The organism is Niveispirillum sp. SYP-B3756 (assembly GCF_009495745.1).
GTDB lineage: Bacteria > Pseudomonadota > Alphaproteobacteria > Azospirillales > Azospirillaceae > Niveispirillum.
Map to the genome: position 1 here is coordinate 58,696 of NZ_WIDQ01000012.1, position 17,358 is coordinate 76,053.

The 17,358-nt window shown below is 63.2% G+C and carries 17 protein-coding genes; 7 read left to right on the top strand and 10 right to left on the bottom strand.

The window, feature by feature from the left end:
* Positions 1-185 precede the first annotated feature (185 nt).
* From GE253_RS19190 to GE253_RS19200, 3 genes are all read left to right on the top strand, one after another.
* Complete coding sequence (locus GE253_RS19190; protein WP_173012733.1) at positions 186-959, top strand: 4'-phosphopantetheinyl transferase superfamily protein; 774 nt, start codon at positions 186-188, stop codon at positions 957-959.
* Positions 960-1,306: 347 nt separating this feature from the next.
* Positions 1,307-3,811: a TonB-dependent receptor gene (locus GE253_RS19195; RefSeq protein ID WP_153205760.1), complete on the top strand. Its 2,505-nt coding sequence runs from the start codon at positions 1,307-1,309 to the stop codon at positions 3,809-3,811.
* 203 nt (positions 3,812-4,014) lie between these two features.
* Entirely contained in the window at positions 4,015-5,190 is a 1,176-nt protein-coding gene (locus GE253_RS19200; RefSeq protein ID WP_153205761.1) for an alpha/beta hydrolase-fold protein, read from the top strand.
* 76 nt (positions 5,191-5,266) lie between these two features.
* Here the strand turns inward: GE253_RS19200 and GE253_RS19205 are convergent, their stop codons facing one another.
* From GE253_RS19205 to GE253_RS25930, 10 genes are all read right to left on the bottom strand, one after another.
* Complete coding sequence (locus GE253_RS19205; protein ID WP_153205762.1) at positions 5,267-6,112, bottom strand: ParB/RepB/Spo0J family partition protein; 846 nt, start codon at positions 6,110-6,112, stop codon at positions 5,267-5,269.
* Positions 6,102-7,091: an AAA family ATPase gene (locus GE253_RS19210; protein WP_282183245.1), complete on the bottom strand. Its 990-nt coding sequence runs from the start codon at positions 7,089-7,091 to the stop codon at positions 6,102-6,104. Before GE253_RS19210 ends, GE253_RS19205 begins: the two co-directional genes overlap by 11 nt.
* A 365-nt stretch (positions 7,092-7,456) precedes the next feature.
* Positions 7,457-8,941 (bottom strand): GDL motif peptide-associated radical SAM/SPASM maturase, encoded by a 1,485-nt coding sequence (locus tag GE253_RS19215; protein ID WP_153205763.1) that lies wholly within the window; start codon positions 8,939-8,941, stop codon positions 7,457-7,459.
* A gap of 86 nt (positions 8,942-9,027) precedes the next feature.
* Positions 9,028-9,240, bottom strand: a complete 213-nt coding sequence (locus tag GE253_RS19220; RefSeq protein ID WP_153205764.1) for a DUF1843 domain-containing protein — start codon at positions 9,238-9,240, stop codon at positions 9,028-9,030.
* Positions 9,241-9,276: 36 nt separating this feature from the next.
* A complete protein-coding gene (locus GE253_RS19225) occupies positions 9,277-9,492 on the bottom strand; it encodes a DUF1843 domain-containing protein (protein ID WP_153205765.1) in 216 nt (71 codons plus the stop codon).
* A gap of 101 nt (positions 9,493-9,593) precedes the next feature.
* Positions 9,594-9,779 carry a DUF1843 domain-containing protein gene (locus tag GE253_RS19230; RefSeq protein ID WP_153205766.1) on the bottom strand — a complete coding sequence of 62 codons (186 nt, stop codon included), beginning with the start codon at positions 9,777-9,779 and terminating at the stop codon, positions 9,594-9,596.
* A 266-nt stretch (positions 9,780-10,045) separates the two neighbouring features.
* Entirely contained in the window at positions 10,046-10,855 is an 810-nt protein-coding gene (locus GE253_RS19235; RefSeq protein ID WP_153205767.1) for an alpha/beta hydrolase, read from the bottom strand.
* A 90-nt stretch (positions 10,856-10,945) separates the two neighbouring features.
* Positions 10,946-11,872 (bottom strand): GNAT family N-acetyltransferase, encoded by a 927-nt coding sequence (locus tag GE253_RS19240; RefSeq protein ID WP_173012734.1) that lies wholly within the window; start codon positions 11,870-11,872, stop codon positions 10,946-10,948.
* 107 nt (positions 11,873-11,979) lie between these two features.
* On the bottom strand, positions 11,980-13,326 hold the full coding sequence (locus tag GE253_RS19245; RefSeq protein ID WP_153205769.1) for a replication initiation protein: 1,347 nt from the start codon (positions 13,324-13,326) through the stop codon (positions 11,980-11,982).
* 862 nt (positions 13,327-14,188) lie between these two features.
* Positions 14,189-14,767, bottom strand: a complete 579-nt coding sequence (locus GE253_RS25930; RefSeq protein WP_173012735.1) for an HPF/RaiA family ribosome-associated protein — start codon at positions 14,765-14,767, stop codon at positions 14,189-14,191.
* 297 nt (positions 14,768-15,064) lie between these two features.
* On the opposite strand from GE253_RS25930, the gene GE253_RS25935 reads away from it, so the two are divergent.
* The 4 genes from GE253_RS25935 (at position 15,065) to GE253_RS19265 (ending at position 17,348) form a co-directional block, all read left to right on the top strand.
* Positions 15,065-15,571 (top strand): hypothetical protein, encoded by a 507-nt coding sequence (locus GE253_RS25935; RefSeq protein ID WP_173012736.1) that lies wholly within the window; start codon positions 15,065-15,067, stop codon positions 15,569-15,571.
* Between the two features lie 69 nt (positions 15,572-15,640).
* Positions 15,641-16,021 (top strand): hypothetical protein, encoded by a 381-nt coding sequence (locus GE253_RS19255; protein ID WP_153205771.1) that lies wholly within the window; start codon positions 15,641-15,643, stop codon positions 16,019-16,021.
* 215 nt (positions 16,022-16,236) lie between these two features.
* Positions 16,237-16,722 (top strand): copper chaperone PCu(A)C, encoded by a 486-nt coding sequence (locus GE253_RS19260; RefSeq protein ID WP_153205772.1) that lies wholly within the window; start codon positions 16,237-16,239, stop codon positions 16,720-16,722.
* A 14-nt stretch (positions 16,723-16,736) separates the two neighbouring features.
* The gene (locus tag GE253_RS19265) at positions 16,737-17,348 is read left to right on the top strand and encodes an SCO family protein (protein WP_153205773.1); all 612 of its coding nucleotides are present in this window, start codon (positions 16,737-16,739) and stop codon (positions 17,346-17,348) included.
* The last annotated feature ends 10 nt before the right edge of the window (positions 17,349-17,358 follow it).

Here is a 17,358-nt window from a genome sequence, read left to right on the forward strand (position 1 = left end):
GTGAAGCCATCAGCCAAAAGGTCAATGGGGTTTCTCCGTTTCGTATACGATGGAAAGGTATGAGGCCTTCCCTGTCGGGATTGACTGAATCGCGGGGCGGTCCCCTGTTCAGGTCGGGGCTGTTTTCCTTACCAAATGCTTCGTTCCGCCCTATGATCCGCCGCATCAAAAAGCGGGGGAACAGGATGCGGGACGGAATTGCCATGCGCGGCGATTGGCGGAACGAAACCATTATTGTCAGCCTGTCGGTGGATGGGTTGGGATCGCGCGATCTGGCTTCCCTGCATCAGCTTCTGGATGCTGGCGAACAGGGCCGGGCCGCAAGTTTCCATTTCGACGCCGACCGCCATTCCTACATCGCCGCCCATGGCCTGTTGCGCCTGTTTCTGGGCGCCTGGATGGGCCGGTCGCCGACGCAGCTGGCCTTCAACACCGGCACCTGGGGCAAGCCGGCCCTGGTGCGCGGTGGCGCCCCCTTCAGCATCAGCCACACGCGCGGCATGGTGGCCGTGGCCATCGCCCCGCAGGGGGATGTCGGCGTCGATGTGGAACAGCTCAGCACCCGCCGGGAGCCGGAGCTTGAAATCGCCGACCGCTGGTTCTCCCCCCAGGAAGTGGCACAGATCACCGCTTTGGAGACGGATGCGGAAAAGCGCGAACGTTTCATGCGTATCTGGAACCTGAAGGAAGCCGTCATCAAGGCCACCGGGCGGGGCCTCTCGCAGGAATTGGCCGGCTTCAGCGTTACCCCCGCCACCGATGACAGCAGCAGCCCCAGCCTTGAATGCCATGAAGAATGGTTGCGCCAGGCGGGCCACTGGCAGTTGGAGCAGTGGCAACAGGGCAAGTATCTGCTCTCCGTCGCCGGCATCAACGGCCCCACGACCAAGCCCCGCCATTTGAAGGTCACGGCCGACGGTCTGGCCGCCTTGGCGGACGGCGTTCCGGTAATGGCCTGAGGCCACCGGCGGTGCCCGGTCAACGGCCGGGCACCCATCGCCTGTAGGGCGTAAAACATCCCCTGTTACGAATTGGACCATACCCATTCAGAACCTGGATGGGTCCTGGGGACAACGTTGTCCGTGTGACGGACAGGGTGATTGAATAATTTTGATAAGTTTTGGGACAAAACCCAACAGTTGACGCGTGCGGAGGCCTCAGCCTCCACGCCTCGGCCACAAGCCATGTGAAAAACCAGAACAGGTCGAACGCGGATGCTGCCGGCATCCGTGCGCGGGGGTGCTTTGCGCCCAACAAGAAGCCGGCATCGGGACGCTTTCACGCGAAGATACGAAGGGGAGTTGGGATGAAGGGGGTCTATTTCCGTCACACGCTGGGTGTTTCCACCCTGGCGCTCAGCATCGCTGCGGCCGCACTGCCGGCCCAGGCCCAGAATGCGGAGAAGGAAAAGCCGGCGGCGGACGAATACGCGCTGGACGAAATTGTGGTGACAGCCCGTAAGCGGGCCGAAGATATCCTGAAGACGCCAGTTTCCGTCACCGCCGTAACGTCTGAACAGTTGGAACAGCGTGGCATTGCCACCGTTTCAAATCTGGCGGAACAGACCCCCGGCTTCAACATCAACAATAACAGCTCCGGCCGCGCCGACCGGTCGTTCCAGCAGTTGATCCTGCGCGGCTTCACGCCCGCCACCACCGACAGCACCCCGGTCGCCACCTTTATCGATGGCGTACCCGTTTCTTCCGCCACAGCGGTGATGAGCATTTCCAACCCGGCACGTGTTGAGCTGCTGCGCGGCCCGCAATCGGCCTATTTCGGCCGCAACACCTTTGCCGGTGCCTTGAACGTGGTGAACAAGGAGCCGGGCGACAAGTTTGCCGGCAGCGTCACCGCCTCCATCGCCAGCCGTGACAATTACCGCCTGCAGGGTGAGCTGGAAGCCCCGATCCTGGAAGACAAGCTGTCCTTCCGCATCGCCGGCAGCAAAGATTCCAAGGATGGCAGCTACAAGAACGGCGCCAATCGGGATGAGACGCTGGGCGACCAATCCAACTACAATTTCAATGGATTGGTGGTTATCAAGCCGTCGGAGAACATGACCATCAAAGCCTTCGGCATGGTCTCCCATGATGATGATGGCCCAGCCGGCATGGGCGTGATCGGCGCCGGGCAGGTCACCGATGCCAAGGGCAAGGTGGTGGTTGCCAACCAGTCCAATTGCGGCTTCACCGTCACCAACGCCCTGTTCGGCTTTACCAGCACCAACCGCTTCATCTGCGGCACCGCGCCGAAGCTCAGCGGCCTGTCGCCGGCCTCCAACACGGCGGTGGATAACTATGTCCGCTCACGTCTGGCCATCAAGCAGAACCGTCTGATCGATCCGGAAGATAGTGTTCAGGGTTACGGCTTGATCCGCGACTATCAGCATTACCATCTGGCTGCCGATTACGACATTCCGGATACCGGCTTCACGGTGACAGCCCTGACCGGCATGAACCGCGAACAGTGGGGCTCCCTGTCCGACATCGTCAATTATGACAGCTCGGGCATTGCCAACGCCGCCTATACGCCGACCAATGGCCTGCGCAGCTATTACAGCTCGTCCTATCTGGTGGAAAGCAAGTCCAAGGACTTTTCCCAGGAACTTCGACTTGGCTATGATGATCAGGGCGATCTGCGCTTTGTGACCGGTGCCAATTACCTGAATGCCAGCGCCAAGCGCACGGTTGATATCCTGGATAACATCACCCCGGCCTCTGGCGTCACGCCCTCGGGCAAGACGCGGAACGAGACGCTCAGCGGCTTCTTCGGTATCACCTACGATATCACCGACGCGCTGACCGCCAGCGTCGAAGGCCGCTATCAGATCGATAAGCTCTACGCCTATATCTCGCCGCTGCGCGATCTGGTCGTGACCGATCCCACCTTCACCAAGCCCGGCACCTATGCCGCCGGCTCGTTGCTGGCCAGCAAGAAGTACGAGAACTTCCTGCCCCGCTTCATCGCCCAGTACCAGTGGACGGATGAGGTGATGACCTATGCCTCCGTGGCAAAGGGCGTCAACCCGGCGGCCCTCAATTCCGGCGTGGTGACCTATACCGGTGAATCCGCTGCCTTCGCCAAAAATCTGGGCCTGGATGTCTTCGTGAAGCCGGAAAAGGTCACCACCTATGAACTGGGCCTGAAGGGTTCGGGTGATAGTGGGCGGCTGCGTTACACCTTTGCCGGCTACTTCTCCCAGTGGCGTGACCAGTTGAACCAGGTCATCCAGACCTTTGGCAACACGGTTGGCGGTTTCTCCAGCGTGTTCGGCACCATCAATGCCGGTGGTTCCGACATGAAGGGTATTGAGTTCGAAGGCTCCTACCGTCTGAACCAGTTGATCACCCTGAATGCGGCCGGTTCGATCAATGACAGCAAGGTGAAGAATTACCGGTCGCCGCTGACGACCCAGTTGACCGGCCTCTCCAGCTTCCGCGGCAACGAGTTGCCATCAACATCCAAGTACGGCGCTTCCGTTGGCGTGCTGTTGAATGGGGAACTGGGTCTGTGGCAAGACAGCACCTGGTTCACCCGCGTCGACTACACCTACAAGTCCGGCATGTGGTCGGATGTGGCCAATATTGTAAAAACCCCGTCTTCGCAGGTCGTGAACCTGCGGGCCGGTGTCACGATGGGCGACGTCTCCCTGGATATCTTCGTGAACAATCTGTTCAACGAGGATGCCTATACCTCCATCACCGACAATTTCATCTTCTCCCCCACCACCACCTATGCGGCCTACAACGCCATCAATGTGGGTCTGCGGGAGAAGCGCTCCGTCGGTGCGCAGGTCAAGGTCAAGTTCTAAAGCCACCTGCGTTTAATCGAACGCAGGTGGCTTTAGATGAGTCTGCCTGCGAGCGGATTCACGCCAAAAGGTGATGTCACCTTTTGGCGATCCGCTCTAATCCCGCTTACGGGATCGGCGCGGTGGGGAATGGTCGGTCTTCCCCACCGCGTTTTTTTATCCGCGCGGCCCCCATTCAAAATTCTCCCTTTCAAGGAGCCATCATGCGCAATGTCATGATCGCGGCCAGCGCCGCGCTATGCCTTTCTGCCATTACCCTGCCCGCCCTCGCCGATGTGCAACCGTGTGAAGAGCGCAGCTTCATGCAGCCGCCGCTATTTTATCCCGGTGTGGAGAAACTGGCGGACGGGCGCGTCACCTTCCGGTTCTGTTCCAAATCCGCCAAGGATGTGCGCGTGCTGGCCATGGAAGTGGCCGGCGTGCCCACCGGGCTGGATGGCAAGCCGCCGGGTCTGGCGCTCAGCCTGGGCGATAAGGGCTATTGGTCCGCCACCACCAGCGCGCCTGTGGCACCCGGCGTCTATACCTACGCCTTCAAGGTCGATGGGCTGCGTATCGCCGATCCGCAGGGCACCCGCTTTGCCGAAAGCTTCGGTGGCCCGCAATCGATCTTCGAAATCCAGGGGCCGGAAACCCCCAACCAGTTCTATAAGGCCGAGGTGCCGCACGGCCTGGTCTCCCTGGTCGAATATAATTCCGCCAGCCTGGGCGGCATCAAGCGCCGCGCCCATGTCTATACCCCGCCGGGGTACGAGGCGGGCGGCAAGGAACGCTATCCGGTGCTCTATCTGGTCCATGGTTATAGCGACAGCGACGATGCCTGGGTGCAGAAGGGCAATGCCAACGCGATCCTGGATAACCTGATCGCCGCCGGCACGGTGAAGCCGATGATCGTGGTCATGCCCTATGGCCATACGCCGGAACGGGCGGGCGTGCAGGGCATGGTGAATGTCGATTTCGGTGCCGATCTGCATAAGGAACTGATCCCCTATATCGATACGCATTTCCGCACCGAGGCCGCACCCAAGACCCGCGCCATGGCGGGCCTGTCGATGGGTGGCGCCCATACGCTGCAGTTCGGCCTGCCCCGGCCGGATGTATTCGGCAGCATCGGCGTGTTCAGCATCGGTCTGTTCGGTGATCAGGTCACCGCCTATGCCAGCGCCAATGATGCCGGGCTGAAGGCACGGGCCAAGGAAAAGGGGCCGGTGTTCCTGGCTGTCGGCAAGGAAGATTTCGTCTTCCCCTCCGTGGCACCGGTGCGCAAGATCATGGATGATTACGGCATCAAGCACGAATATGAGGAAAGCGGCGGCGGCCATACCTGGATCAATTGGCGCGCCTATCTGGAAGAATTCCTGCCCAAGCTGTTCCGTTAAGCTCTGGGGAGAGACATGGAAAAAGGGGGGCCACGTGACCCCCCTTTTTATTGCGACGTCGCAACGGCGCTATCGATCAGCCGCCAATCAACCGGTCAATGCGTTCCCGCAGCGCCAGCAGGGAAGCGCGTTCATCCTCCGCCAGCGCACCAGCGCGCTTGGCGATATTGTCCAGGTTGCGGCCCAGGCGGGTGGCCGCCTGCAGCACGGCACTGGCCTTGATCTTGGCCACTGCAGGCTGGGCGCGGGCGGCACGCAGCTCCTTGATGGTGGCGCCAGCCTTGATCCGGGACCAGAGCGCCAGCCGCGCCCCCTCCCCTTCTGTATCGACCAGCAGGAACAGGTGGCTTTTCGTCACCCGGTCCCGCAGGGGCGGATATTCGGTGCGGATCAGCTCCGGCAAGCCCGGCAGAGCCAGCAGGCGGGAGACCTCCGACTTGCTGAGGCCCACAATGGCCGCCAATTGTTCCTGGGCATAATTATGCCGTTCCCCCAGCCGGGCCAGGGCCTGGGCGGTTTCCAGCGCATCCAGATCGCGGCGCTGCAGGTTTTCCACCAGCGCTACTTCTTCGATATCGCCACGGGTGACAACGGCGAAGATGGTGGGCTTGCCCAACAGCCCATGTGCCCGCCAGCGACGCTCCCCGGCGGCGATGACATAACCGCCCTCCGCCCGCTTCTTCACCAGGATCGGCTGCAGCAGGCCGGTATGGCGGATGCTCTCCGCCAGTTCCTGCAGTGCCAGCTCATCGAAATGCCGGCGCGGCTGGTCCGGATTGGCATGAACCTGATCCAGGTCCAGCTCTACCAGTTCCGGGAAATCGGCGGAGGTGCCGAACAACTTGTTCAGGCTGCTGTCGCGCGGCACCAGCGGGGCGGCGGGGGCCAGCGCGGGATTGCTGCGGGCGAGCTTACGCGACATCGGCTTCCTCCGTCTGGTCGGCCTGGATCAAGGACTGCGCCACTTCGCGGAACGGCGCCACCGTGCTGGGGTCGGATGCCACATCCACCGTCGGCTGGGCAGCCGCCACCGATTGCGGGAAAATGGTGGAGCGCGGCACAGCGGAGAAGATGCGCAGGCTGCCGCCGAACCGTTCCGTCAGGTCGGCCAGGGTAGCCCGGTCCTGGGTGTGGCGGGCGGTGAACATGGTGGGCAGGATGCCGATGATCGACAGGTCCGGGTTGCCGCGCCGGCGCACCTTGGCGATGGTGTCCAGCAGCAGCGGCACCCCCATCATGGCCAGCAGTTCCGTCTGCACCGGGATCAGCACACTATTGGCCGCCGCCAGGGCATTCAGCGTCATCATGCCCAGATGCGGCGGGCAATCCAGCAGGATGTAATCATAAGCGCGCGCCACACCGGCCAGCCGCTCACGCAGCACCAGTGTGCCCATCGGTTCCGCCATCAGCTCCGTCTCTGCCGCCGACAGCAGGATGGTGGAGGGCAGCAGGTGGAAGCGCCCGTCACAGACCGGCACCACCGCATTGGCCACCGGCTGATCCTTCAGCATGACATGGAAGGTGGTGCGCCCGGCCTCCGACGCTTCGGCCTGGGAGATGCCCAGATGCACGGTGGCGCTGGCCTGCGGATCGGCATCCACCAGCAGCACGCGCTGACCCAGGGTGGCGAGCGCGGCAGCGATATTCACCGCCGCACTGGTCTTGCCGACGCCGCCCTTCTGGTTGGAAATGGCGATCACCGTGGCGCGGTCGCGCCGGCGCTGCACGGGGGTGCGCAGCAGATCGGCCACGGCCTGGGGGATCTTCTCCGTCCCGCCTTCCCAGCGGGAGATGCGGCCCTTGTCATAGCGGCGGTCCATACAGGCATTCAGCCATTCTGCGAACGCCTGCTGTGTATCCCCACGCGCTTCCCGCGCTGCCCGCAATTCCGGCCCATCCATGGCCCTGCCCCATCGCTTGTGGCTGTCACATGCGCGGGAGCATAGGGATTGGTTGACGGGCCGTCAACGGGGTTGGTTGTGACATGTCAACAGTCAGCCCCGCTAGAAATCTTCCCGGACTTGGTGGTCGGGCTGATCTCGCTGGGGAAAATCTGATCCAGGATGCTCGAAAAACTCATCCCACAGTGCGTCCGCTGGCAACAGAACCCGTTGCTGCCCCTGCTTCAGGATGAATACCTCCTTCACGTCTGGCGCGAAGGCAACATCTTCCGGCAGATGGATAACTTGACCGGCATCCCATCCTCCCCACCATCACTCACAGCAAGGGTGACGCGGGAAGGATGCACCGTCAACCACTCGCCCCCCTACTCCGCCGCCGTCAACTGCTCCCGAATGGCCGCCGCCAACGCCTTCACCCGCTCCAGCCGGTCATTATAGTCCTGGGCGGCGGTGGCGATGTGGGTACCGCAATGGGGGCAATCGGTCTCGTGCGGCCAGACATATTCATGGCAGCCCCGGCAGAGTGCCAGATGCGGCGGGATGCGGCCCCGGTCATAGCCGTCGCGCTCATCCGGGGCGATATAGACCTCCCGCCCATCGGTGGCGGAAAAGGGTGCCAGCAGCGCCGGGGCCACCTGTTCGGCCGCCGGGATCGCCTCTTCAATCAGGGCGAACTCACCCACGGCGAAGCTCTCCGGTCCCGCCTCCTTCACCTTCACCACCTTTTCGCGGATGCCCTTCTTGGCCAGATCGCGCACCCGGTAATGGCAATAGGGGTTGTTGCCCCGCTTGCCCAACAGGGAATGGGAGGTCCAGGTACAGCCAGCCCGGCAGACATCGGCGTAATAGCAGGTACGGCAATAGCCCCAGAGATCCTGGTCGACGGACCGGGTACGGCCAAAGGCCATGGCCTCATTGTTCCGCCAGATATCGGCCAGGGTCAGGTCACGGATATTGCCGGCGGCATAACCGACCGTGGCCAGGGAGGGGCAGCCCTTGATGGTGCCGTCCGCTTCGATCCCAATGACATTCTGGCCGGCGGCACAGCCCGACCAGTGCACCGCCTCGTTCCCGAAACCGCGCCACAGCGATTCATAGGGACCGAAATAGCCGACATTATTGCCCACCACCATGGTCAGGCCGCGCTTGGCCCCTTCGCGGTAGAGCTTGGCCAGCAGGGGCATCAGCTCGATCAGGCGATAGGGCTGCAGCAAAACCTCTGGATTATCCACGGCATTGCCCATGGCCACGGTCAACTGGATTTGCCAATGAGTGGCCCCAACCTCGATGATGCGGTCCATCAGCTCCGGCAGATCGGGCATGGTCTCTGCCCCGATCTGGGTATTGACGGAGATGGACAGCCCCAGCGCCTTGGCCCGGCGCAGGGCCGACATGGCCTGATCATAGGAACCGGGCACACCGCGCACCCGGTCATGCAGCGGTGCCAGCCCGTCGATGGAAACACCGATGCCGCACAGCCCGGCGGCCACCGCCTCTTCCAGGCGCTTATCCGTCAGGTTGCGCCCGCCGGTCTGGATCAGGCAGAGGATGCCATGTTCACGCACCCGGCGCAGAATATCCAGCCAGTCGCGGCGCAGATAAGCCTCACCGCCGATCAGGGTCACTTCCCGCGTACCCAACCGCGCCATCTGGTCCACCAGATCCAGGCATTCCGCCGTGGTCAGTTCGCGGGTGCGGACATGGCCGGCGCGGGAGCCGCAATGCTGGCATTTCAGGTTGCAGGCCAGCGTGATTTCCCACACCACATGGACAGGCACCAGATCCACCACATCGCGCATGGAGCGGGCACGCGGCACCTTGCTTTCCGGCAAGGCGGGAATGTCGGGCATCGGCATCACCCTTGATTGAAGGCATGAAGGGGGCACAAGAAGGTCGGCCGCTGGCAAACCCAGCGGCCGACAGGCGCTGAGGGGGCTCAGCCGCCTTGCTTGGCCTTGGCCAGGGCGGCGCGCGCCACGGCCAGGGCAGAGCGGATATCACCAATCTGGCTGTTCTGCTTCTGCGCCTCAGCCAGGGTCAGTTTCAGCAGGCCGACATCACCGCTGACGATGCTGTTGCGGATGCTGACGGCATACAACGCCACGACAGGCGGCCAGGGCAGGTTACCCTCCGGGGGTGTGGTGACCATGATCGTCTCCTTGAACGTATAGGTTACGGGTACCGATCAGCGTTCGAGCTTGGCGATCTCGGTCTTCAATTGTTCGATCAGGGTCGGCAGGTCGCCGTATTTTTCCAGATAGGCTTCGGCCTGGCAGATCAGGCTGTCCAATTCGGCCGCGTCATTACGGGCCACGGCGCTATGCAGCGTGGCGGCATAGAGCGGGATCGGGTGCGGCTGAGGCGGCACACCATACAGCGCGCGGGAAATAGATTCGCTCATTTCTGGATTCCTTTCAATTTCATGCATGGGGGAACGCTACCGCCGCTCCATCAGGGTGGCGGCGGTTGATCAGCGATGAAGTCAGACGCGTTCAGCGGCAGTCAGGACGCGGCTTTGGACGCAGCCAGTTGGGCACGGGCGGCCGCCAGAGCCGACCGCACATCGCCATCGCGGGCATGAAGTTCCTGGGCCAGCGACAGCGCCACTTTCAGCGCATCCAGATTCCCGCTGGCGATGGCCGTGCGAATGGCCACCCCATAGGGCGTGATGGCGGTGAAATTTTCCAATGAAACCTCCCTCTCGGTTCACGCAAAGGGCGGGCAGGCGCAGACTTAAGGGTGATTGGCTTCTGGAAGTCCGTTCTGGAGCCCTTGCGCCAGCAACCACCTTGGCGACATGATGAAATCACATAGACACGCTTAAGGCGAGTAAATTATATGTGTCCGCTATAATTTTTACGTGTATACAATTTATGAAAGACACCTTTAATCACCGGAACGCAAAAAAGGGCGGCACCGGATCGGCTGCCGCCCCTCTTCCTGGATTGCGTCGCTCAAAGGCCCCGCAGGAAATCCGCGATGGCGGCCGCCCAGGCCTCCGGTTGCTGGTCGACAATATCGATACCGCCGCCCTCCAGGGCCTTAAAGGCGAAATCCGGGCGCAGCCGGTGCGTCGCCAGGGCGGCCTCATAGAGCATGTCCCCGGTATTGGTCAGGATCAGGGTCGGGTGACGCAAAAGCTTCAGCCGCTCCTCCTGATAATAGGCAAAGGCGGCGGCGTGGCCGTACCAATAGGTGCCCTGCGCCAGCGCCTGCATGGCCTGCACCACATAGTCACTGATGCGCGCCGGGCTGACGCTGCCGGCGGCATAGCGTTCCCGGATGCGCGCCACCTCCACCATATGGGCGGCTTCCGGCAGGGCCTGGAACGCCTTTTCCCGCGCGACAATATCGTCGATCAAGGCTTGGCGCACCTGATCAGGGATCAGCATCTGCCCGCCCAGAATGGCCGCCTCCACCCGATCGGGATAGAGCAGCGCCACCTCATTGCTCACCAGGGCGCCGGTATGGTGGCCGCCAACGGCCGCCTTGGCCAGCCCCAGCGCATCCAGCACCGGCGGCACCACGGCGGCGTAATCGGCAATGCTGGGCAAGGATGCCGGTGCATCAGACAGGCCGAAGCCGGGCAGGTCGATGGCGATGGGGCGGATACCCCGTTCCAGCAGCGGTTCGAACACATAATCGAACTGGTTGGCATTCTGGATCGCCTGATGCAGCAGCAGCAGCGGCCGCCCCTCCCGCCCATCCAGATAATGGATCTGGCCATAAGGCCCATCGGCATAGCCACGCCGCACCCGCACCATCACGCGTCCCTCCCCAACGATAAAGGGGAACAGTCTGTCCCAATGCGGCCGATAAGGGGACGTCCGCCGCACCCCCTGTTCACCAGACGGCTACAGCATCCTGCGGCTGGCAAGCAGGTAATCGGCCATGGTGGCGTGCGGGTAGAAATGTTTCTCCAGCAGCGCCCACATGGGCGGGTTGAGATGGCTGGCCTCAAACGCGGCGACGGCGTGCGGCCCGATCTGTTCTTCCATCATCGCCGTTACCTGGGCGATGGCCGCCATCAGCCAGCCGCGCTTTGCATCGGCTGGATGCACCCAGCCGATGGGGAAAAACCAGCGCCCGACCTGCGGCTGATATTCACAAATGATCCAGCCACGCCACGCACCGGCAGCATCATGGATCATCAGGGTAAAATGGGGTTCCGCCGCCGCCAGATGGCCGGAGGGGTCGGCCCAGTCCGGCAGTTCCCCCGCCGCGCGCAGCGCTACAACCGCCTCCCGCACCTGCTGCTGGCCCCCCTGCCCCAGCGTGCCCCAGGGCACCAGGGCCACCCGGTCCCGCTCCAGCCGCCCCAACAGGGCGGCACGGCGCAGGAAAACCCGCTCCGTCCGTTCCACACTGCTCTGCAGGCGCAGGCTGACCCGTTGCGGCGCGGTCCAGCCGGCCTGCAGCAGCAGCCCCGCCAGGGCGCCCGCCCCCGGCAAGCGGCTGGACCATTCCGCCACCAACTCCCCTGCCCCCGCCGCTGTCGCCGCATCCACGGTGGCCGCCAGCAATTGCCGCCCCAAACCCTGGCGGCGATGTGTGGAACTGACCATGATGGAATGAAGCTGGGCACCGGGCTTGCCCAGCAGATTGGGCCCCAGCAGGGCCAGGCCGAGCGGGCGTTCATCCTGCCAGGCCGCCACAGCCGCCACCCGCTTGCCGTCGATCCGGGGCAACAAGTCCCGCAGGGCGCGGAAGGTGAGATGGCCAAGCCGTTCCGCCTCCCCCACCGTGACACCGCGTATCTGCACCGCTGTACCCACCATCATCTGCACCTTTACCGTAAACGGCGGGTACCTTGGCATAGGGTTGCCGGGCCGGACAGCGGGGCAGCGCACTTCCCGCCCGTGTTTGCGCTATGCGGGCGGGTGCTGCCTCAGCCCTTGCGCGGCTTGCTGGCCGGTACCTGAAACTCCACCTCGGTGATGGAGCCGGAGGTCAGCGAGGACAGCACCAGCCGCATCGTCGCCTCATGTCCCCGGCGGGCCGTATCGGCCGTCACGGCGTGGGCGGCGCGCAGCACCAGCTTGCGGGCGCCACGGGCGGTTTCCTCAATCCCCACCGCCTCCAGATCGCGCAGCAGCGGGCCGGGCACATTGCGGGAACCCAGGGCATGGCGGGCGGCGGCCCACAAGGCCTCCGCATCGTCGGCATCCGGCAGGGGCGGCGGCGGCACGGCGGGGGCCGGTGCCTCCAGCTTCTCCACATTACCCAGGCGGCGGGCCTTGCGGCCGGCGGCATGGCGTTCCCGCTCCAGGAAGGTTTCGGCGGCTTCCTCCTCCTCCTTGGCGTGGAAATCCAGCGTCACTTCCTCAATCTTGCGGCCTTTGCGCTTGAACTTCTCCTCCGGCATATCCACCCGGAAGGGGGCCAACTGGTTCACCTCCGCCATGGCGCGATCGATGGTGCGGGTTCGCAGGATACCGAAATCCTTGTAAGCGCCTTCCGGCACATTCATCAGCTTGCGCAGGGTCTCGATATCCAGGGTCAGGGACGGATGGTCCATCTGGTACCGCTGCATCCCGATCTCATAGAGCTTCAGCGCGTAGGTGCTGGTGACCTTCACCATGGCCGGGCCCGACAGCCGGGCCCAGAGCTGGGAGGAGCGCTGCAGCTCCAGGAACGCATCGGTGAACTGGAAATGGATATCAGCGCTGTCGATCTCTACCTCATCTTCCGGCCGGACATAGGAGGAGAGGATACGCAGTTCCGCCCGGCTGCGCCGGCCACGGAAGGGGCCGATCACCACCAGGGAGCTTTCGTAAATCTCCTTCACCGCGTCGAAGATGCGCTCATTGCCCTTATGGTTGCCGCGCACCACCTTCTTGGGCAGGCGATAGAGCTTGTTGGCGAAGTTCTGGCTGCCAGCCAGATGGATCATGAAATTCAGCATCTTCTGCGCCGGCAGCGACAGGCGCGACCCGTTGGCCGGGTAGGAATAGACCGCCTCCGCTGCCTTGATCAGATGCTTGTAGCCATCGCGTTCGAACGTGGCGGCGGCCACGCGCGCCGTGTGGCCGCCAGGGTCCAGGGCCGGCAGATTGTCGGGGCCGGAATTGCCCTCCATGTCGATGACGACGCCGCTATCCCCGAAGGCCGGGCTGTAGGGTATGATCTCTGCGGCGGCCGCACCCTTGGCGCGGCCGGTCGTGGGTTTAGCAATCTGGTCATCCGCGCCACCATCGTCGATGGCGACAGCGGCTTTGCGGCGTGAAGGCGGCATGGAAATCCCCTGGTCAATGCCCCAACCTATGATCTTCCTTACAGGGAGTGCAAGTAAGGAAAGGACCATGGCCCCCTTCCTTACGGCGTGGGGGCAGACACTTACGCCCCGGGGCGTGGGCCAAACGCCCCCGTCAGGTAGGGTTGAGCCCCCCGGTCTGTAAGGATGAGGGCCAAAAACCCAAGGATTCCTGCGGCTCTGCGGTTCCCTGAATCTATACAAGAATCCTGAAAACCAAAAACAGGCGTTTTGCAGTGCGATTGCTGTCCTGTTTGGCGGGCAAATTCCGCTTTTCCACCGGTCATGGCGACTCGGAGAGCAGGATTCCTTACCTCTCGGGGGCGTAAATGTGATTCGTCTCCAAGGAATAGGGGGCCGATTCCCTTACGGCTTGGGGGAGTGTGGCGGGGCGCTGTTGATCCTTACTGTTTGGGGGCTGCAGTGGCGGGTTTTCCCCCGGGGTGTAAGGATGTGGATCGGGTTTTGCCCCCAAACGGTAAGGAAGGACGCGTATCAAACCGTCATGCTTTCGTTTATCCCATATATTTCAATGCGTTACCATCCCCCGAGGCGTAAGGAAGTGATCGACTTCCAGGGGAATGGCGAAGAGTCAAGCCACCCCCTGCCCGTAAGCTTGTCCCGAGTCCCACAGACCAAGCTTACTTCCTGGGGGGATGGCCCTTGGCTGATCCTTACTGTTTGGGGGCGGTTTTCCTGCAGAAACGACAAACGGCGCCGGAATTCCGGCGCCGTTTGCTCTGCGAAACTGAACCCTTACAGGTCGGGGGCAGGCGACTCCTTGGCCAACGGCCGGGAAGCTGCTGGTTTCAGGGCTCCCCCAAACGGTAAGGATGGAAAAAGCTCAGGAAGCGGCGCGCGCCGCTTCCCGCAGACGGATGCTGCTGGCCTGTGGTCCCATCGGCCCGTCCTCGCGCGCCCGCACCACCTCCACCAGCGTGCCGACGCTGAGTGTTTCGAACCGGTCACCCTGCACGGCGCTGCGGCTGAAATAGAGGTCACCGTCCCGCATCTCTACGAATCCGTATTCCTGTTCTGGGAGCAGCCGGACCACCTTGCCGGTGTCGGGGGCCGAGGCGTGATGCTTCACAATCCCCTTATTGATCCGGTTGGCCTGTTCCAGCTGGCGTTCCATCACCTCAAACACACGGTTGATCACCAGGGTGTGATCCTGCTTGGCGTCGTGGCGGGGTTCCTCGTCCCGGGCGACCAGGGTGTTATGGCCGGGAATATTCACTTCCAGGGCGATTTCCAGCGGCAGCTTGCCGCTGGCGGCGGCGCGATGGGGGATGGAAAGCACCGCCCGGCAACTGGTGATGGCCTGATGTACCCGTTTCAGTTTCTCTACCCGGGTACGGATTTGCGCCTCCAGAAAGGCAGAGCTGTCCATGTCCTTGAAAGCGATCTGCAGCGGAATGTCCATTACGTCAGTCCTTTCCCCTTGATGCGGGTTCCGGTTCGGTCGGGACATGGTTTGAAACGGTCCCGACCGCCGGTGTACGGGGGCGATGGCGCTGTCGGCCTCAGCCCCTGTCCGATGGAAATCCGGTTGATGCGTGTTGGAAAACGCTTCTCCTTGGACGGGGTTCCTTATTTGCAGGTGGGGCGGCTTGGCGGGGGCTGCAACCCCGGAGGAAGGAAAAATCATCCTGCAAGATGTATTGCGAATCATTCTTAATAACGATACGGTAACCCCATCTTTCCCCCTGCCATGGTGTTGATGATGCGCAGCCTGCGACTTGTCTGGAGCAACCAAGACGATCCGCCCGCCCCCATCCGGGCGGAGATGCCTTTTGTGGCGCTGACCCCGGCGGCGCGGCTGACACTGTGGGGAATGCGCTATTGGGCCACCTGTGCCCGGCATGGGCGCTGCCCGGCCTTGATGCTGCGCGATGTCTATCGCAGCGCCGGGGTGCCGGATGCGGCGGCCAGCATCGACGCGTTGATGCGGATATTCGCTATGGCTTCCCGCCGCGCGCCGGCCCTGGGCTGTCCGGCCTGCACGCGGCTGACTGATGATGAGGCACAGATCCTTAACGGGGTACGGGCGCTGCAGCGTGATGAGGGGCTGGGGGCCGAAGTGATCCTGGCCGCCTGGCTGCCGGTGCGGGCGGCGGAGCTGGCAGCCCCGGCGATGGAGGGGCTGGCCCGCCTGCTGCGGAACGGTGGCTTTGATCTTGCCTGCGACCGGGCCCCGGTGCTGACCCCGCCGCAGCGGCTGCATTGATCGGTTGCCTTCCGTCCCTGCGACAACAGGGGAATGGACAGGGGCTGCCACGCGTGGCACCCATTAAGCATGAAGGCGATACCGTACCCGGCGCCGCGCGGCGGACAATGGCTCACCATTCTGGTGCTGGCGGCCTTTTGGCTGCGGGCCCTGGTGCCGGCCGGCTATATGCCCGATCCGGCCAGCCTCTCTTCCGGCGGTTGGGCGGGCTTTTCCCTCTGCCGGGCGGGCCTGACGGCCGGCACAGCGGACCAGGATGGTCCCCTCATCCTGCATGGCGGTGACCATTGCCTGTTCGCCGCCATGTCCAGTCTGCCCGCCCTGGCCGGACCGGCTTTGCGCCAGCCCTTGCAATGGGTTCTGTCCATCGTTGCCATGGTGGCGGTCCGCTGCCCCCCCTTCAGCGTTACCCTGTGGGTTCCTCCTGCGCGCGGGCCGCCGGGGCTCTAATACCAATCTCCCTTGATCGGTTACGATCAAGGGAGATTTTGCGTTCCCTCTGGCGCCGGGCGGGCGCATCCGCGCCCTTGGCTTACGCGGGCATGGGCCCGCGGGCCGGCAGTCGCCGGCCTCCAATCCGCCAAGGGTCAAACCCTCGGCGTATTGGTGTAACCCGCCCCACCCCTGCTACGATAAGCCTTAATAAAGAACCCAAGGGTGACATCATGAAGTTTTTTGCCAAGCATCTGGCGCTGGCCTCCCTCTCCATGCTGGCGCTGACCGGCATGGCCGCCGCCGCCACGGTGACGGTGACGGAGCCTTTCTCCCGCGCCACGGCACCCATGGCCAAGGTGGGCGCTGCCTTCCTGACGCTGGCCCTGGACCAGGGGGAGGACAAGCTGCTGTCCGCCAGCAGCCCGGCGGCCGAGAAGGCGGAACTGCATAATCATGTCATGGAAAATGGCGTGGCGCAGATGCGGTCGGTAGCGGCCATTCCCCTGGTGGCCGGCACCCCGGTGCAGTTGCAGCCCGGCGGGCTGCACATCATGCTGATCGGCCTGAAGCAGCAATTGAAGGCAGGCGACGCGGTACCGCTGACGCTGAATTTCGAAAAGGCGGGTGCTGTATCTGTCAGTGTCCCAGTCAAGGGTCCGGGCGCCCGTCCGGCGACCGGGGCCGACCAGGGTGGCCATAACGGCCATCAACATTAAGCCGGGAGGGGCCGATGAAACGCCGTATGTTATGGACCGGCATTGCCATTCTGGGCGCTGTCGGTTTCCTGGGGGCCGCCCTGCTGGTGGCGGATCATCTCCGCCCCTTCTCGCAAGCGGATCAGGGTCAGGGGCGCGCTGATATTGGCGGCCCCTTTGCCCTGACCGACCATACCGGTGCGCCGGTCACCGAGGCGGCGCTGCAGGGCAAGGTCAGCCTGATCTATTTCGGCTATAGCTATTGCCCGGATATCTGCCCCACCGACCTGCAGTCGATCGGGGAGACGCTGGACCTGTTGGGCAATGAACTGCCGGATGCTCAGGCCCTGTTCGTGACGGTTGATCCAGAGCGGGACACGCCGGAACATCTGGCCGGCTATGTCAGCCTGTTTCATCCCAACCTGCGGGGGGTGACCGGCACCCCCGAGCAGATAGAGGCGGTGAAGAAGGAATTCCGTGTCTATTCCAAGAAAGTGTCGGCCGAAGAGGCCGGCACCACCGAATATCTGGTCGACCATTCCGCCTTCATCTATCTGTTCGACCGCCAAGGCCATTTCGTCCGCGTCTTCGGCCATGGGGTGCAGGCCGCTGAAATGGCCGCGGCCATGAAGGCTGTAAAATCTTAACGGCACCCCT

Excerpts from the sequence above, each read along its gene's own strand:
- GE253_RS19235 (WP_153205767.1), bottom strand. The coding sequence starts at position 10,855 with ATGGTGCGGGTGCGGCGTGGCTATGCCGATGGGCCTTATGGCCAGATC.
- GE253_RS19255 (WP_153205771.1), top strand. The coding sequence starts at position 15,641 with ATGAAGGCGATACCGTACCCGGCGCCGCGCGGCGGACAATGGCTCACC.
- GE253_RS19265 (WP_153205773.1), top strand. The coding sequence starts at position 16,737 with ATGAAACGCCGTATGTTATGGACCGGCATTGCCATTCTGGGCGCTGTC.
- GE253_RS19200 (WP_153205761.1), top strand. The coding sequence starts at position 4,015 with ATGCGCAATGTCATGATCGCGGCCAGCGCCGCGCTATGCCTTTCTGCC.
- GE253_RS19220 (WP_153205764.1), bottom strand. The coding sequence starts at position 9,240 with ATGGTCACCACACCCCCGGAGGGTAACCTGCCCTGGCCGCCTGTCGTG.
- GE253_RS19195 (WP_153205760.1), top strand. The coding sequence starts at position 1,307 with ATGAAGGGGGTCTATTTCCGTCACACGCTGGGTGTTTCCACCCTGGCG.
- GE253_RS19260 (WP_153205772.1), top strand. The coding sequence starts at position 16,237 with ATGAAGTTTTTTGCCAAGCATCTGGCGCTGGCCTCCCTCTCCATGCTG.
- GE253_RS19225 (WP_153205765.1), bottom strand. The coding sequence starts at position 9,492 with ATGAGCGAATCTATTTCCCGCGCGCTGTATGGTGTGCCGCCTCAGCCG.
- GE253_RS19215 (WP_153205763.1), bottom strand. The coding sequence starts at position 8,941 with ATGCCCGACATTCCCGCCTTGCCGGAAAGCAAGGTGCCGCGTGCCCGC.
- GE253_RS19245 (WP_153205769.1), bottom strand. The coding sequence starts at position 13,326 with ATGCCGCCTTCACGCCGCAAAGCCGCTGTCGCCATCGACGATGGTGGC.
- GE253_RS19210 (WP_282183245.1), bottom strand. The coding sequence starts at position 7,091 with ATGGATGGGCCGGAATTGCGGGCAGCGCGGGAAGCGCGTGGGGATACA.
- GE253_RS19240 (WP_173012734.1), bottom strand. The coding sequence starts at position 11,872 with ATGATGGTGGGTACAGCGGTGCAGATACGCGGTGTCACGGTGGGGGAG.
- GE253_RS25935 (WP_173012736.1), top strand. The coding sequence starts at position 15,065 with ATGATGCGCAGCCTGCGACTTGTCTGGAGCAACCAAGACGATCCGCCC.
- GE253_RS19205 (WP_153205762.1), bottom strand. The coding sequence starts at position 6,112 with ATGTCGCGTAAGCTCGCCCGCAGCAATCCCGCGCTGGCCCCCGCCGCC.
- GE253_RS25930 (WP_173012735.1), bottom strand. The coding sequence starts at position 14,767 with ATGGACATTCCGCTGCAGATCGCTTTCAAGGACATGGACAGCTCTGCC.
- GE253_RS19190 (WP_173012733.1), top strand. The coding sequence starts at position 186 with ATGCGGGACGGAATTGCCATGCGCGGCGATTGGCGGAACGAAACCATT.